Origin of the sequence: Haloactinopolyspora sp. (assembly GCF_027324685.1) — a bacterium.
In the GTDB taxonomy this organism is placed as follows: domain Bacteria; phylum Actinomycetota; class Actinomycetes; order Jiangellales; family Jiangellaceae; genus Haloactinopolyspora.
In genome coordinates, this window is the sequence record NZ_DAHVSH010000206.1 from 17395 (window position 1) to 33175 (window position 15781).

Annotated in this window: 10 protein-coding genes and 1 pseudogene; 1 reads left to right on the forward strand and 10 read right to left on the reverse strand. The window is 69.5% G+C overall.

The genetic code is table 11. From position 1 onward, the window contains the following. Positions 1–33: 33 nt before the first annotated feature. Positions 34–4107 (reverse strand): S8 family serine peptidase, encoded by a 4074-nt coding sequence (locus M6444_RS22185; RefSeq protein ID WP_298332567.1) that lies wholly within the window; start codon positions 4105–4107, stop codon positions 34–36. 156 nt (positions 4108–4263) lie between these two features. On the opposite strand from M6444_RS22185, the gene M6444_RS22190 reads away from it, so the two are divergent. Continuing rightward, positions 4264–5295: a helix-turn-helix domain-containing protein gene (locus M6444_RS22190; RefSeq protein WP_298332570.1), complete on the forward strand. Its 1032-nt coding sequence runs from the start codon at positions 4264–4266 to the stop codon at positions 5293–5295. 16 nt (positions 5296–5311) lie between these two features. Here the strand turns inward: M6444_RS22190 and M6444_RS22195 are convergent, their stop codons facing one another. The 9 genes and pseudogenes from M6444_RS22195 to M6444_RS22235 all read right to left on the reverse strand — a co-directional run. After that, positions 5312–6673, reverse strand: a complete 1362-nt coding sequence (locus tag M6444_RS22195; RefSeq protein ID WP_298332571.1) for a TIGR01777 family oxidoreductase — start codon at positions 6671–6673, stop codon at positions 5312–5314. Positions 6674–6790: 117 nt separating this feature from the next. Next, positions 6791–7675, reverse strand: coding sequence for an ROK family protein (locus M6444_RS22200; RefSeq protein WP_298332573.1), 885 nt, complete (start codon positions 7673–7675; stop codon positions 6791–6793). After that, the gene (locus tag M6444_RS22205) at positions 7672–9132 is read right to left on the reverse strand and encodes a lyase family protein (protein ID WP_298332575.1); all 1461 of its coding nucleotides are present in this window, start codon (positions 9130–9132) and stop codon (positions 7672–7674) included. Before M6444_RS22205 ends, M6444_RS22200 begins: the two co-directional genes overlap by 4 nt. Next, on the reverse strand, positions 9129–9932 hold the full coding sequence (locus tag M6444_RS22210; protein ID WP_298332578.1) for a creatininase family protein: 804 nt from the start codon (positions 9930–9932) through the stop codon (positions 9129–9131). The genes M6444_RS22205 and M6444_RS22210 overlap by 4 nt, the downstream gene beginning before the upstream one ends. Then, the gene (locus M6444_RS22215) at positions 9920–11710 is read right to left on the reverse strand and encodes an iron ABC transporter permease (protein WP_363326474.1); all 1791 of its coding nucleotides are present in this window, start codon (positions 11708–11710) and stop codon (positions 9920–9922) included. The genes M6444_RS22210 and M6444_RS22215 overlap by 13 nt, the downstream gene beginning before the upstream one ends. A gap of 2 nt (positions 11711–11712) precedes the next feature. Continuing rightward, positions 11713–12786, reverse strand: a complete 1074-nt coding sequence (locus tag M6444_RS22220; RefSeq protein WP_298332584.1) for an ABC transporter ATP-binding protein — start codon at positions 12784–12786, stop codon at positions 11713–11715. 71 nt (positions 12787–12857) lie between these two features. Further along, complete coding sequence (locus tag M6444_RS22225; RefSeq protein ID WP_298332585.1) at positions 12858–13901, reverse strand: extracellular solute-binding protein; 1044 nt, start codon at positions 13899–13901, stop codon at positions 12858–12860. Between the two features lie 64 nt (positions 13902–13965). Further along, a complete protein-coding gene (locus M6444_RS22230) occupies positions 13966–15087 on the reverse strand; it encodes an ROK family protein (protein ID WP_298332588.1) in 1122 nt (373 codons plus the stop codon). 402 nt (positions 15088–15489) lie between these two features. Then, positions 15490–15781, reverse strand: a pseudogene (locus tag M6444_RS22235) (DoxX family protein); the annotation flags it as partial.

The window sequence follows — 15781 nt, forward strand, 5'->3', positions numbered from 1 at the left end:
TAACGAACCTGAGATCGACCCGCCGTCAGCGCGTCATCGCCGCGGCGCCGCCTCGAGCGTCACGTCGATCGGATACACCAAGTAGGGCGTGTCCTCCTTGATCCACAAGCCGCCCGCGTGAACACCGCCGTCGGTCAAACCTTCGCCGAGGAACACGCGGACGTTGACGCTCTCGCCGGGCTCGAGGGTCACCGTCGTGGTGTCCGCCGACAGCCACGGCACGTCGCTCGGTGTGCAGTCGCCGTAGGTCGGCAGCATCGCCACCGTGTTCACCGGGACCCAGCCGCCCAGCTCCGAACCACCGACCCGGATGAGGCCGCAAGCGCTGCCGGCGCGGTAGACGGCGTCGGCCGCGGGCGGCAGGCTCTGCCACGAGTCCGAGGCGGCGTCGTAGATGTACCCCTCGTTGGTGACGCCATCCGGCGTCACACCGCCGGAGACCAGCAAGCGGTCCGACGACACGGTGGAGGCTGCCCCCCACGCCCGGTACGGCATGTCCGCCTTCCGCGTCCACGTGTCGGTAGCCGGATCGTAGGCGTACGTCATGTTCCAGATCTCGCCGCCCTGCCGGATGCCGCCGGCGCAGTACACCTGCCCGTCGATGGCGCCGCACGCCGCATGGCCGACCAACTCCGGATAGTCCGCGAGTTGCTCCCAGGTGTCGGTGGCCGGGTCGTAGCGCTGGAGGTCGTCGCGGTTGCAGGCGTTGGTGCACCCGCCCACCAGGTACAGCTGACCGTCCAGGACGACGGCCTCGGCACCGGCGGTCCCGACCGGGGTTTCGGCGGCCGAGGTCCACGTGTCGCTCGCCGGGTCGTAGATGAACGTCGTCTTCGACTGGCGCACGTTGTGGTCCCACCCGCCGACGACGTACAACTTCCCGTCGATGACGGCGCTGGCGCCGGCCTGCCGTGGTTCGGGCAACGTCGCGACGGACGACCACGTCTGTTCGGTCGGGTCGTAGGCAACGGTGTCGGCCACGATGGCGAAGCCGTCGACGCCGCCGGCGGAATAGATCGTCCCGTCGATCTCGGCGACAGCACTGTCCATCATCGGCCTGGGCAACCGCGGCAGGTTCACCCACGGCGCCGAGGCCGTCGAGTTCGCCATGCTCACCGTGCTCGCCTCACCAGCACCTTCGAAGCCCAGCGGCGAGTGGTCCCCCGCGATGTGGACGGTGTGAGCGGCGCGCTCGTCGTCGGTTTCGGGACCGGCGACCGGGATCTCGTACTGCCCGTCCCGTTCGCGGAGCTCCACCTGCGCGGGTGCGGTACCGGTGTTGGTCAGCACGACCGATCGCCGCGTCTCCACGCCGGCACGCACCTGGGCCTCGATGTCCGCGGGCTCGATCGACAACTGCCCGGCGGGAAGGTCGAAGCCGACCGCCGTGACGGCGCTGGGTTGCACGTCGACGTCGACCCCGTGCTCGCTGTACTCGTCGGCGACCGCGGTGAACCGCTGCTCGCCGACGGGCGAGAACGTCCAGAAGAAGCCGTCGCCGAGGTCCGGATCCTCAGGGGTCGTCGCCACGCGGACGACGGCGTCGGAGCCGTCCCGGGTGACCGAGGCGCCGCCGACGGCCGTGCCGGTGTTGGCGTCGTGCACGTGCCCCACGACCAGGCCACCATCGACCGGGTCACAACTGCGGGTGCCGACGAAGACGTCGTCGACCTGCCAGAAGCGCTCGGTGTGTTGGGCGTCGCTGAGGTGGAAGCGCACCCGCACATCGGGTTCACCCGCGGCCTGCGGGATCGGCACGACCTGCTCGTTGGGGCCACGCACGTCGTCGGGCTGGTCGACGACGGTCTCCCAGCTGCTGCCGCCGTCGATACTGAGGTCAGCCTGCGCGAGGCCGAAGATGGTGTCGAAGTCCTGCCGGAACCGCAGGATCGGATCGGCGTGGCCGGTCAAGTCGATCACCGGCGATACCAGCGACGAGTCCAACACCGGGATGTCACGGCCGGGACCCTCCGCGATGGCGAAGCCGCCCTCGCCTCCTGTCTCGTTCTGGAAGTCACCAGGCTGCTCGAACCGCCAGGTGTGGCCGGACCCGCTGTGGTCGACCACCGACCAGCCGTCGGGCATCCCGTCCGCGAAGTCCGTGGACGTGCCGTCGTAGCCGTAGGTGTAACCGGTCGCTTCGCAGCTTTCGGCGTCCACGGGCACGACGATGTCGTGGCGCATGTCGTCGGCGCCGACCGTGATCTCCTCGGCGACATTCGGATAGCCGGGGTAGTCCGAGCGGACGGTGAGCGAGTACGTCGCGTTGGTGGGCAGCGTCACGCTGTAGCTGCCGTCCACCGGATCGGTGTACACCGTCCCGTCCGGCATACCCCGGACGATGACCTCGGCATACAACGGCCAGCCGTGCCCGGACCCGTCGGTGACCCGGCCGCTGACCGTGACCGACGGCTGAGCTTGCAGCTCGAACGTGGCCGCGGTGGTCTCGTCGGTTTCGACGACGAACTCCTGCGTCACGTCGCCGTACCCGAACGCCGACACCGCCACGGTGTAGTCGCCGGGCGCCAGCGGCAGTTCATAGGTGCCGTCCGCACCGGTGACCCGCTCGCGGTCGAGGCCGCTCACGGTGATGGCGGCGCCGTCAACAGGCTCCCCGGTCGCGGCGTCGGTCACGGCGATGGCCAGTGTCCCGGTGTCGGCGACGTCGGCCGCGTCGAGCATCGCCAGCGCGTCCAGCCGGCCCTCGCCGTACACGTTGTTGTCCTCGGCGCTGCCGCCGCAGCTGTCGTCGGCCACGTCGGTAGCGCTGCCGTCGAGCAGGTCTCGTGTCCGGTCGGCATCACCGATCAGCCCCGGCGCTCCCGACCACAGCAGCGCGACCGCGCCGGCGACGTGCGGAGCGGCCATCGACGTGCCACTGGCGACGTCGTAGCCGCCGGGGATCGCCGAGCGCACGTTCACCCCCGGCGCCGAGATGTTCGGCTTGATCTCACCGTCTTGCCCAGTACCCCGGCTGGACAGCCGCGCGATCTCACCGGTGACGTCGAACGCGCCGACGGAGTAGTTCGAGGCCAGGCTTCCCGGCGACCCGCTGGTCATACAGGCCGGACCGTTGTTGCCGTTGGACCACACGCCGAAGATCCCCGAGGCGTCCCAGGCCAGGGTGAGGTCCTCGATGAATGGATCGTTCGACGGCAGCTCGCTACCCCACGAGTTGTTGATGATGTGCGGGCGCTTGCTGGCATCCGCGTTGCGCCCGTCGAGGTCCGTGGGCTCGAGCATCCACTGCGCCGAGTTGATCAGGCCCGCATCGCTCGCGCAGCAGCCGTTCGCCGCGATCCAGGTGACCTGCGGAGCCACCCCGATCTGGTTGCTGCCGCCGTCGTCACCGGCCATCGTGCCCATCGTGTGGGTTCCGTGCCCATCCCGGTCGCACGGCGCACCGTCGCACGTCCCGTAGGCGTCGAACCAGTTGTAGTCGTGGTCGAACGTGCCGTTGCCGGTGTTGCCCCGGTACTGCCGGACCAGGGCCGGGTGGTCGAACTGCACGCCGGTGTCGATGTTCGCAACGGTGATGCCTTGGCCCTCGATGCCGTACTCGCGCCACACGTCGTCGGCGTTGATCGCCTCGATGCCCCACTCCACCGCGGCGAGCGGTCGAACCGCATCGCCGTCGGCCGGGTTCGGGACCTCATACGTCGTGGGCTCGTGTAGCGATTCGACCTCCGGGGCCGCGGCGAGCTGCATCGCGAGGTCGGACGAGCCGTCGCTGACTCGGATCGCGTTGGTGGCCCAAAACGCCTCGTAGTCCACGCCTTGGTCGTCGAGGAGCTCACGCACGTCCGCCTGGCTGGAGGCGGCGGTCTCCCGCAAGGCTCGGGCCACGGCCGCGCCGCGCTCGTCCCAGTCGGCGATCTCGCGCTGCTGCGTCAGGTCGGCGTGTTCGTCGAACCGGACCCAGAAGTCGGCGGTGCCGGCCTTGTCGAGTTGCTGTTGTAATTGCGGCTGGATCGTGGCGGCGTCGGGCTGCGACGGCGGCTGCGCCGGCGTTGCGCCGGCTGGAGCGAGAACGGCCAGGCTCACAGCCAGGGCCGCGCCGGCGGCGGACGTCCGAAGCGTGCGGGTCGAACGGGTGCGTGGTGGCACGTTCATCCTCCCAGGGACGTGTTCGCGAGCCGGGAGCGATCCCGGGCGTGCGGGCACGATCGGCGCCCGTTTCACCGGGATCACCCGAATCCGGTGTCCGTATGCTCCGCGATCAGCCGGACGGAGGTCCAGGCATTACGCTGGCCAACTATGGCCATGGACAGAACTGTCCCTGATTCGTCGTCCGAGACGGATGGATTCGTCTCGCTCGACGTCCTCGGGATCGGGGCGCTCGAGGAACGCATCTACCGCGCACTGTTACGCCGGCCCGGCAGCACGGCGGCCGAGCTCGCCGACGACCTGGACCTCAATCGCGCGCGATTACGCCGCGCGCTGGCCTTCCTGGAGCATGCGGGCCTGGTCAGCCACGCGCCCGGCGCCGTCACGCGCTACCTGCCCGCAGCCCCGGACGTCGGGCTCGAGGCGCTGGTCCGCGACAAGGAAGCCGAGCTCGGACGGATCCGCACCATGGGTGCCTTGCTCATGGACGACTACCGCGAAGGGCAGCGCAACGAGCATTCGGAGCTGTGTGAGATCGTCACCGGCGCCGAGGCCGTGCTGCGCCGGTTCGACCAACTGCAGCGCTCGGCGACCACCGAGATCCAAGTGCTGGACACCCCGCCCTACGCCGGACCTGCCGGACCGCAGACGAACGACATCGAGTTCGACCTACTCGCCCGCGGCGTCACCTGCAAGGCCATCTACGACCGTGCCGCCCTGGAACGTTCACCGCAGGCCACCGACGCGATCCTGCGCTACGTCGCCGCCGGCGAGCAGGCTCGCGTCATCTCACGCCTGCCGCTCAAGCTCGCCACGTTCGACCGGAAACTGGCGTTCGTGCCGCAATCGCTGAACCAGCGCGACGTCTCCGGCGCCATCGTCGTCCATCCGTGTTCACTGCTCGACGTGCTGCTCTACGTCTTCGACGAGATGTGGGAGCGAGCCACACCGCTGACCGTCGACGATCCACGTGCCGAGGCCGAACGCCAGCGCATCGACGACCCCACTCCCGACGATCGTCGCCTGCTGACGTTGCTGGCCAGCGGGATGAAAGATCAGGCGATCGCCAACCACCTCGGGTGGAGCTACCGCACCACGCGTCGGCGTATCGCCACCCTGATGGAATCGCTGGATGCCGAGACCCGGTTCCAGGCCGGCCTAGGTGCCGCCCGCCGCGGCTGGCTGTGACGGTGCGGACGGCCGGTCAGTGCACGGCCGGGCGGTGCCGATCGGGGCTACGGCCCAACATGTGCCGCAACGCCGAATCGACATCGGGATGCCGGAACAGATGCCCGCGGTGGTGCAGCCGGTGCGGCACGGCGCGCTGATCGGTCTGCGCCAGTTCTCGCGATCCGCGGGCGCCCAGCGCCAGCCGGGTCGCGAACTCGGGTGCGGTGAACACGGCCGGGCGGCGCAACACGCGCGCGAGCGTGGCGGCGAACTCCGCGTTTCGTACCGGCTCCGGTGCGACGGCGTTCACCGGTCCGTGCAGCTCGCGATCGGCCAGCGCTCGCAGGTAGATGTCAAGCAGATCGTCGAGGCTGATCCACGAGAGCCATTGCCGGCCAGGAGCGAGCTTGCCGCCCAGCCCGGCGAAGAACAACGGGTACAGCAGCTGCAACGGGCCACCCCGCGGCGACAGGACGACCCCGGTACGCACCTGCACGACCCGCACGCCACCCGCGCGAGCCGGCGCCGAAGCACGCTCCCACTCCCCCACCATGCCGGCCAGGAAGCCCTGGCCGTGCGAGCTGGACTCGGTGAGGAACTCCTCGCCGCGATCCGGCCCGTAGTAGCCGATGGCCGAGGCCGTCACCAGGCACTCGACGCCGGGGGTGGCCGCAGCGAGCTCGGCCAGCCGCCGGGTGGGGCCGAGCCGGCTGTCTCGCAGAGCTCGGCGATGCCGCTCGGACAGTCGGCCCATGATGTTCGCCCCCGCCAGGTGGACGACGGCGTCCACGCCGGTGAGCAGGTCAGGGTCAGGCCGGGCGGGATCCCAATGCCGCTCGTCGTCGGCCTGGGGCTGGTGCCGGACCAGCCGGATCACTCGATGGCCTCCCGTGGACAGGAACGCGACGAGCGCGGTGCCGACCAAGCCACTGGAACCGGTCACGGCGATCGTCGACGATCCCCGGCCGAACCGGCGCGCCACCCACCGGTGCGCGGTCAGGTCGTCGGCGAGCTGACGCTGGCGGTAGTCGAACATCGGGCGCAGTACGGACTCCGGGACGACGGTGTCGACCCGGTCGGTCACCCGAGTGGCCTCGCCCACCGGCTCGAACTCGTGGACGTGGCGCCACGGCACGACCCGGCGCAGCGGGACCGAGGTCAGCTCGTCGACGAAGCGGCGCTGCGGCCGGTACTCCTCAGCGCGGTGCGAAGCGACCCACCGCAGGCCCGGTGGGATGGACAGTTCGGCCTGCCCGTCGCGCAGCGAACGTGCCTCAGCACGCACGCGCACCGGCTGCCAGGGCGGGGTCAGGCGGTGCACCGCGCCCGGACGCTCGTGCCACGCGAACACCTCGTCGAGCGGAGCGTCGACGATCGCGGAGGTCACGATGCTCACCAGCGGTCACCGCGCATCCGTGTCGACATGACGCACCCCCACCCGGCCAGTCCGCACCAGTCCACACCCCCGACAGGTTTCGACCTTACGTTCGCCGGCCGGCGACGGTCGAGCACCTCACGTCATCCGCTCGGCCGCCAGCGTCAGAGCCCCGACCAACGGGGCGTCCTGGGCGAAGCGAGACACCGTGAATTCCGGCGGGAACGGCAGCCGGCGGGTCAGCTGCGCGGCCAGCCGGTCCACGATCCGGCTGCTGCGGGTCATCCCGCCGAACACGACGACTCGCTGTGGATCGACCAGCAAGCACATGCTGATCATCGCGCGGGCCACCGCATCGATCCGGCGGTCGAGCTCGGCGGACAGCGCCGGCGAGCCCGACCCGGTCAGGCCGGCGGCGCCGTCGGGCAAACCGTTGGCCGCGGCGAGCTCGTCCAGGGCGCGCCCGGCGGCCTCCAGCTCCAGCGAGGGTTCGCTCGCAGTCAGCTCACCTGAGCCCACGGGGGTGTAACCGATCTCGCCGGCGGCACCGCGGTACCCGTGGACGATCGTTCCGCCGATGGTCATCGCCGCCGCGACGCCGGTGCCGAGCCCGACGACCAGGCCTGGATCGGCACCGCGCAAGGCACCATGGCGCATTTCGGCGAGTGCGGCGGCGTTGAGGTCGTTCCACACCGTGACCGGCAGGTCACCGATCCGGTCGGTCAGGGCGCGGGCCAGGCGCAGGTCCTCCCAGCCGGGCACGTTGGGCGCCAGGTCGATGCCGTCGTCACGCACGACCCCGGGCGTTGCCACCCCGGCCGACAGAATCGACCGGCCCGATTCCGAGACGAGCTTCTCGACGACGTCCATGGCCCGCCCGAGTGCGCGCTCGGCACCGTCCGCGGCGTTCGTCGGCAACCGTCGCTGTTCGACGATGGTCCCGTCCGGCCGCGCGAGGGCCACCGCCATCTTCGTTCCGCCGAAGTCGATACCCAACAGGTGCCCGTCATGACCCACGCTCACGCGGTGATCCACTTTCGCACGGCGGCGTCGAGGCTGCCCGCGGCGGTGGCCAACCGGGCACGCAGCCCCGACACGTGCTCTTCGGTTCGGCCCAGCGACGCACGCAGTTGGTTCACTTGATGCCGCACCTGCTCGGCGCCAGGGCCGTCCGGCTGCTGCCGTCGAGCCACCCGGTGTGGGTCGGTGGCCGCCGCGATCAGTTCCGCAGCTGCCTGCTCGCTCACCCCGGGCTGCCCGATCGCCGCAGCAGTGTCTAGGACCATCGCGACGTCCCACTCGGCTGGGTCGGCCGCACGCACCAGGCGACCCACGATCGAGTGGGCCGCGCGGAACGGCACGCCGAAGGCGGTCAGCGCATCGGCCGCGGCGGTCGTCGTCGCGCCCGTGGCCACGATCTGCTCGGCGCCCGGTGGAGCCAACGGCTCGATCTGGGCGATGAATCCCCCGACCAGGCGGAAGAAGCGCTCCGCGCGGTCGTTGCTGTCCCACAGCCGGGCCTGGACGTCGGTGGTCGCATTGTTGGAGTCTTCCCACCACGCGGCGCCGACGTTGTTGAGCACCGAAGCCGCGTCGGCCGCGGTGGCGCCGGCCATGGACACCAGGTGCTCGAGGACGACCGGATTGCGCTTTTGCGGCATGATGCTGCTGCCTTGGGTGAACTCCTGCGGCGTGGTGACCCACTGCCAGCTCAGCCAGTCCATCAAGGTCCGCGCCAAGCGCGCGCCGGTGGCCAGGGCCTGCGCGTTGAGCGTGCCCACCCGCACCAGGTGATCGGCGCCGGCCACCGCCTCGTACGAGTTCAGCACGACGCCGTCGAAGCCGAGCAGTTCGGCCACCCGGGTCGAGTCGATGTCCAGGTCGGTGCCGGCGAAGGCGCACGCGCCCAGCGGCGAGACGTTGATCTGGTCGAGCAGCGCGGTGTACGCCTGTGCCTGGCCGACCAGGGCTTCGGCGTAGCCGGCCAGGACGTGCCCGATGGTGGTCGGCTGCGCAGGCCGGCGATGGGTGTAGCCGACGATGACGACGTCCGCGTCGCGTTCTGCCGCGTCGAGGACCGCGGTGCAGGCGGCCAGTGCCGCGGAGTGGACGGCGATCAGCTGATCGCGCAGGATCATCCGGAAGATCCCCTGGTCGAGGTCGTTGCGGCTGCGGGCCATCTGCACGTCGAGCTCGGCCGGAGCGATCTCGCACGCCTCGGCGAGACGGTGCTCCATGGTGAAGTAGACGTCCTCCACCGAGCCGTCGTACGTGAGCGTCGCCGGATCGTCCGTGGCCAGATTCTCCAGTCCGCGCAGCAGCGTGGCCGCTCGATCGCCCGGTACCAGGCCCTGTTCGGCGAGCATCACCACATGGGCGCGGCTGGCCTGCACCATCGGGCCGTAGAAGGCCGCGGCATGGTGCTCGAAGGCCACTCGCAGATGGTTGTCCTGATAGACGGTCAGGCTCCGGTCGGTCATCCAGCAGTCCTCGCATCGGGTTCGTCAGGCAACGGCGCGGCGATCCACGCCGAGATCAGGTCGTGCAGGCGCTCAGCGGCGAGCTCACGCACGCGGGTACCAGTGGTATCGGTGACCAGTGAGATGTGGCCGGACCAGCCCTCCCACGGCGTGGGGCGCGATTCGACGAGCACGTACGGACTGGAGGTGTCCAGCCGCGGCCGGGGCGGTACGTCGGGTGCCGCGCCGAGGTCGACGCTGTCCGGCGCGAAGCCGAGCACCGCGCTGGTCTCGTAGGCTCCCCCGTGTCCACGCGACGGCTGCGGGCCGAAGATCTGCGTGGTCTCCTCCGGCGTGACCAGCTGGAACCAGTTCGCCAGCAGCAGGCTGGCGCGGCGCCGGCCCGAGACCCACTCCATCGCGGCGCGCACCATCGACATGTTGGCATCGTGCCCGTTGACCACGAGCACCCTGGTGAAGCCCGCAGCCACGACACCCTCGATGACGTCGCACAGGTAGGCCAGCATCACGTCCGGGCGGATCGCGATCGTGCCGGGCCAGGGGCGGGTCTGGCCGGGGCAGGCGGTATAGGCCACGGGCGGGTACAGCACCGCGCGCACCGGCGCCTCTGCGCCGTCCGGGTCGCGGACGTGCGCCCACTCCCGCGCGAACCCCTCGGCCAGGATGGTGTCGGTACCCAGCGGCAGGTGCGGGCCGTGCCATTCGAACGCGCCGACCGGCACCACGGCGATGTCGGACTCGGCCACCGTCGCCGGCCACGCGCCACCGGTGACACGCGTGGCCTCGATCAGTTCGCCCATGCTGCAGCCTCCTTCGCGTTGCCCGAGGACCGGCCGCGCTCGAGGCGGCCGCTGACCAACATGACGATGAAGATCAGCACGATCTGCAGCAGACCGTAAGCCGACGCCGTGCCGATCTCGAACCGGTACATGCTGTTGTTGATCGCCACCGAGATCGGTTCGGTGCGGGAGGTGTAGATGAGCACCGAGGCCACGAACTCCCCGACGCCGTGGACGAAGGCCAACAGGGCACCGGCGATGACGCCGGGCAGAACCAAGCGCACGGTGATGGTGAGGAAGGAGCGTGCCCAGGACGCGCCCAGGTTGCGTGCGGCTTCCTCCAGCGCCGGGTCGGTCTGGGCCAAGGCTGCCGACGTCGAGCGGAACACCATCGGCAGGAACCGGACGAAGTAGGCCAACGGCATGATCCAGAAGGTCGCCACCAACACTTTGCCGAAGCTGAACACGTTGCCGGTGCTGAACGCCGCGATGAGGTTGATGGCCACGACCGTCCCCGGCAGCGCCCAGGCGAGCATGACCCCGATGTCCAGCAGCGACCGGCCGACGAACTGCAAGCGCCGCACGGCGTAGGCGATCAGCACGCCGACGACGATGATCGCCGCCGTCGCGACCGCGCTGATGGTCAGCGAGTTGAGAATCGGTTCGAAAGCCTTCGGTTCGGACACGATCGCCGTGAAGTTCTCCAGCGTGTACTCCTCCGGGAGCACCTGGGTGGTCCACGAGCCGTCGCGAGAGAACGCCACGAGCGCGATCGTCGCCGCTGGAGCCAGCAGGACCGCCACCGCCACGAGTGAGCCGGCCATGGCCAGCCACCGTGCCACCGGATTGGTCACCTCACGCCGATGTGCAGCGATGCCCTTGGACTGCGACCGGTAGCTACGCCGGCCCTCGTACCACCGCATCACCAGCAGGAAGAGGATGGACACCACACCGAGCACCGAGGCGTACGTGGAGGCCAGCGGCATGTCTCCGTTGGTGCGGTTGATGTAGATCTGCATCGTCATGGTCTGGTCCACGCCGAACAACAGCGGCGCGGTGTACGAGGCCAACGATGTCATGAACACCAGCAACGCACCGGACACCAAGGCGGGGGTGAGCATGGGCAGCAACACCGTGCGCCACACCCGCACCCGGCTCGCGCCGAGGTTGTACGCAGCCTCCTCGACCGACGGGTCCATGCCCTTCAGCGCAGCCGAAGCGGCCAGGTAGAAGAACGGGTACATGGTGAACGTGTGCACGACCAGCACACCGGCGATCCCGCTGACCGACAGCACCGGCTCCTCGGTACCGAGCAACCGCTGCAGTGCCCGCGGCACGATGCCGGTCTCGCTGTACAGCAGCTGGAACGAGATCGCGCCGATGAGCGGCGGCAAGGCGGCCGGGACGAGGATGATCGCCTCGATGACGCTTCGCCCGGGAAACTGGAACCGGCGCAGCAAGAACGCCATCGACACGCCGACCGCTGCGCACAACACGACGCTGACCAGCGAGATGACCACGGAGTTGATCAACGACTGCCGGGCGACGCCGCCACCGCTCAAGAAGGCGGAGTAGTTGGCACCGGAGCCGTCGCCCACGCTCTCGGCGAAGGTCGCGAGCATGGGCTGGACGATGTAGCCCCACAGCACCAGCGCGAGCGGCAGCACCAGCACGTACGGAAACCACCGCGAACCGGTCACCGACCCGCTCGATCGCCGGCGCGGTCCGGGTGGCGTCGCCGCGGCCGTCTCGGAAGACACGGGTCGCACAGTGTCGTCGGCTGTGGCGGCACGGCGCATGCTCACGGCCGGACCACCCACACATGCTCGGGCGGCAGGACGACGCCGACGGTGGATCCGACCGTGAGACGGGTCGGCACCTCGACGGAGGCTGCCTGCAGGACGGCTTCGCCGGTGTCCACCGTGACGTTGGTCGACATGCCCGTGAACTCGGTCTCGGTCACCTTGCCGGGAATGGCGCCCGGCTCCTCGGCTGAGGTGAGGCGGATGTGTTCCGGGCGGACCGAGATCAAGGCGTCGGCTGTCTCGTGCAGCCCGTGGTCGACCGGTGCGGCCGCCCGCAACGTCGCTCCCGCCGGCCCGCGTACCTCGACGTAGTCTCGCCCGGCCCCGGTCACCGGCATCGACATGACGTTGCTGCGGCCGATGAACGTGGCCACGAACCGATTGGCCGGGCGGCGATAGATCTCCTCCGGCGTGCCCACCTGTTGGACGGTGCCGTTGTGCATGACCGCCACCCGGTCGGACATCGCCATGGCTTCGGCTTGGTCGTGCGTGACGTAAATCGACGTCGTGCTGGCTTCGCGCTGGATGCGGCGGATCTCCAGCCGGGTCTCCTCCCGCAGTTTGGCGTCCAGGTTCGACAGCGGCTCGTCCAGCAGCAACGTGCGCGGCCTGATGACCAACGCCCGCGCCAGGGCGACCCGCTGTTGCTGACCACCGGAGAGCTGGTCGATGCGCCGGCTCCCGAACCCGCCCAAGTGGACTTGCTCGAGCGCCTCCTCGATCCGCTTGCTCGCCTCAGCGCCGCGGACCTTACGGATCCGCAACCCGTACCCGACGTTCTGGGCGACGGTCATGTGCGGGAACAGCGCGTAGTTCTGGAACACCATGCCCGTGTCGCGTTTGTTCGGCGCCTGCCGGGTGACGTCGTCGTCGCCGAAGTAGATACGCCCGGCCGACGGAAAGTAGAACCCGGCGACCATCCGCAGCGTCGTCGTTTTCCCGCAGCCGCTGGGCCCCAACAGGGTGAAGAACTCCCCGTCTCCGATCGTCAGATCGACGTCGTCGACGGCGGGCTCGCCACCCGATCGCGGGAACACCTTGCGCACGGCGTCGAGGCGGACCTGGACCATGTTTCACCTTCCGCGGCTCGCGGGCCGGGTCGGCGCCCGCCGCTGGGCAGGACACCGACCCGGCCGTCGAGTCAGCCCTTGTTCTTGATGTTCTCGTTCCAGTGGTTGATCCACTCGGTCTCGTGCTCACCGACGAGGGACCAGTCGACGTCCATCGGCTGCAGGTCGAGCTCGGCCAGCCAGTCCGGCTCCTCGGAGATCTCTACGGTCGGGATCTGGAAATACTCCGCGGCGAGCTCGTTGCGCAGCCCGTCTTCGAAGATGAACTCCAGGAACTGCGTGGCCGCCTCGCTGTCGCCGCCGGCGATCGCGGCGACCCCGTCGACCAGCACCGGCGCACCCGACTCGGGCATCACGTAGCCGAAGGGCATGTTCTGCTGCTCGGCCTGGATCAAGATGTCTTGCAGGTTCCACGCGCTGACGGTGCCCTGTTCCCGCGACATCTTGAGATAGAGGTCTGACGGGTTGGCGGCGTACTCGCCGGTGTTGGCATCCAGCTTGGCCAGCCAGTCGTAGCCGGCCTGCGGGTCGGAGCCGTCCGGAGACTGCTGCAGGATCATCGACGCGTAGATCGAGCGCATCGTGCCCGAGGCCGCGACATCGCGAATGATGATCTCGCCCTCCCACGTCGGGTCGAGCAGATCGTCCCAGTCCTGCGGTGCTTCCTCCGGCGAGAGCGCCGCGTTGTTGTACATGATCACCTCGGGCAGCAGGATCTCGCCGAACCAGCGGCCCTCGGGGTCCTTGTACATCTCGTCGATGTCCGCGGCGAACGCGGGCTCGATGGGTTCCAGCAGGTCTTCCTCCGCAGCCGCGTCGAGGCCCTGCTGGGTGCCACCCCACCAGACGTCGGCCTGCGGATTGGCGCTCTCGGCCCGGACGCGCTCGAGGACTTCCTGAGCGCCGAGGTTCAAGACCTCGACGTTGCCGGCGTACTCGGGGTACTCCTGCTCGAACTGCTCGATGACGTAGTCGGTGATGTTGGAGTCTCTGGCGCTGTAGATCGTCAGGCTCGCCGACTCGCCGTCGCCCGCGGTCTCGGCGTCACCGCCACAGCCGGTGAGGACGATGCCCAGGGCGATCATGGCGCCGAGCACCGTGGTGGGGCGTGTCATGCATACCTCCAAGTTGAATGCGGACAAGTCGAAAGCGGATCGGTCGGGCCGCGTGCGGGTGGCCCTAGGTGAGTACGTGGGTCATCAGTCCCGCGGCGGTCAGCGCCGAGCTGACGGCGCCGTGGAGGACGGCACGTTCTCCGAGCACGCTGCGGCGGATCTCGGTTCGCGCCGGGGCCGTGCCGTCGACGAGGTCTTGCAACGTGCTCATGGCGTCGTCATCCAGTTCCGCGGCCGCGCCGCTGAGCAGGATGCGCCCTGGATCGACGACGCAGGCGCAGGAGATGATCAACCGCGACCACGCCTTGAGCACCTGGTCGAGGTAGTCGCGCGCGACGGGGTCACCGCCGGCCGCGCGAACCAGGCTGGTGACCGGTGGCGCCTCGGCCGAGTCGACACCGATCTGTTCGAGGTGGGCGGCGATCGCGGTTTCCGACCAGCGCGCTTCGAACGCTCCGACGCCGTCGTTCCCGTACGTGTCGGGTTCCAACGGGACGAATCCGACCTCGCCTGCCGCGCTCGAGGCGCCTCGGCGGACCTGGCCGTCCAGGATCAGGCCCGCGCCGACGCCGTCGGCCACGTGCAGCAGCAGGACGTCACGCACGTCGGCCCCCGCACCGGCGGCATGCTCGCCGACGACCATGAGGTTCACGTCGTTGTCCACCACGACCGGAACACCGAGCCGGGCCTGAATGCCCTCACCGATCGAGCTGGTCTCGACCATCCCGACCGAAGGCGCCAGCCGGACTTCGCCACCGGTGGTGACGCCGGGGACGGCGACAGCCACGCCGCGCAGCTCCGAGATCCCGGTGCCGACCAGGCGGACCACGACGTCGCAGATGGTGGTGATGATGTCGGCGCCGAGTGGCATGTCGGCGTGCGCGATGACCGTGCCGTCGCTGTCGGCGATCTCGCAATGCGCCTGATGCGGGTGAAGTGCGACCGCCGCGACGAGCTCGGCGCGCGGGTTGAACTCCAGCATCTCGCGCGGGCGGCCGGGCTTGGACGCCTCGGCGCCGCGTTCCAGCAGGTATCCCTCCGCGATCAACTCGCGCACCAGCGGCGTGAGGGTGGCCGCGCTCAGACCGGTCAGCCTGGTCAGCTGCGAGCGGGACAGCAGGCGGGTCTGCCGCGCCGCGGAGATCACCGCAGAGCGTTTGATCTCTCGCGATCGCTCCCGTCGCACGGGGCTCGCTGGAGGTTCGGCACGGGCCGGCATGGGTTATTTTCTACGGCGAAAGAAAATTCTCGTCAAGTCGATCGCTGTCGCCTCCGCTGCCGCACACCACCAACGATCATGAGTCACCCACGGCGCGCCAACGCCGCCAACACCTCATGATCACCCCACCAACGCCACCACCACCTCATGATCACCGCCCCCACGCGATCATGAGCCACCAACAGCCCAAACCCACCCCCACCACCAACGATCATGAGACACCCACGGCGCGCCAACGCCGCCAACACCTCATGATCGCCCCGCCTGATCACCAGTGAAGGGCGACGGCGGCAACGAGGGCGTGGGCCCGGCGGCTTCCAGGTAGCCGACGAGCCCACGCCGATTGCGGTTGATCGATGGGGCCGCGGATCAGTCCTTGACCAGCCGCGCGCCGAGCGCGACTGCGGCCACCACCATGCCACCGGCGACGAACACGATGTCCTTGACGATGTACTGGGCCTCCAGCGTCGGCCCGCCACCCTGGAACATCTCGGTGAAGAACAGCACCAGCGGCGACATGATCCCCACCAGCGCTGCGCCCAGCAGAACCAGCCCGGTCTTGACGAACTTGGCCGTCACGAGGGTGAGCCCGATGACCGTCTCGACGATCGCGGTCAGGTACAGGGCCACGTCACCTGCGACGATGCCGAGCGTCAGGGCG

Bases quoted from the DNA above. Each gene is read 5' to 3' on its own strand.
- M6444_RS22190 (WP_298332570.1), top strand. From the start codon at position 4,264: ATGGACAGAACTGTCCCTGATTCGTCGTCCGAGACGGATGGATTCGTC.
- M6444_RS22205 (WP_298332575.1), bottom strand. From the start codon at position 9,132: ATGACCGACCGGAGCCTGACCGTCTATCAGGACAACCATCTGCGAGTG.
- M6444_RS22210 (WP_298332578.1), bottom strand. From the start codon at position 9,932: ATGGGCGAACTGATCGAGGCCACGCGTGTCACCGGTGGCGCGTGGCCG.
- M6444_RS22215 (WP_363326474.1), bottom strand. From the start codon at position 11,710: ATGCGCCGTGCCGCCACAGCCGACGACACTGTGCGACCCGTGTCTTCC.
- M6444_RS22220 (WP_298332584.1), bottom strand. From the start codon at position 12,786: ATGGTCCAGGTCCGCCTCGACGCCGTGCGCAAGGTGTTCCCGCGATCG.
- M6444_RS22225 (WP_298332585.1), bottom strand. From the start codon at position 13,901: ATGACACGCCCCACCACGGTGCTCGGCGCCATGATCGCCCTGGGCATC.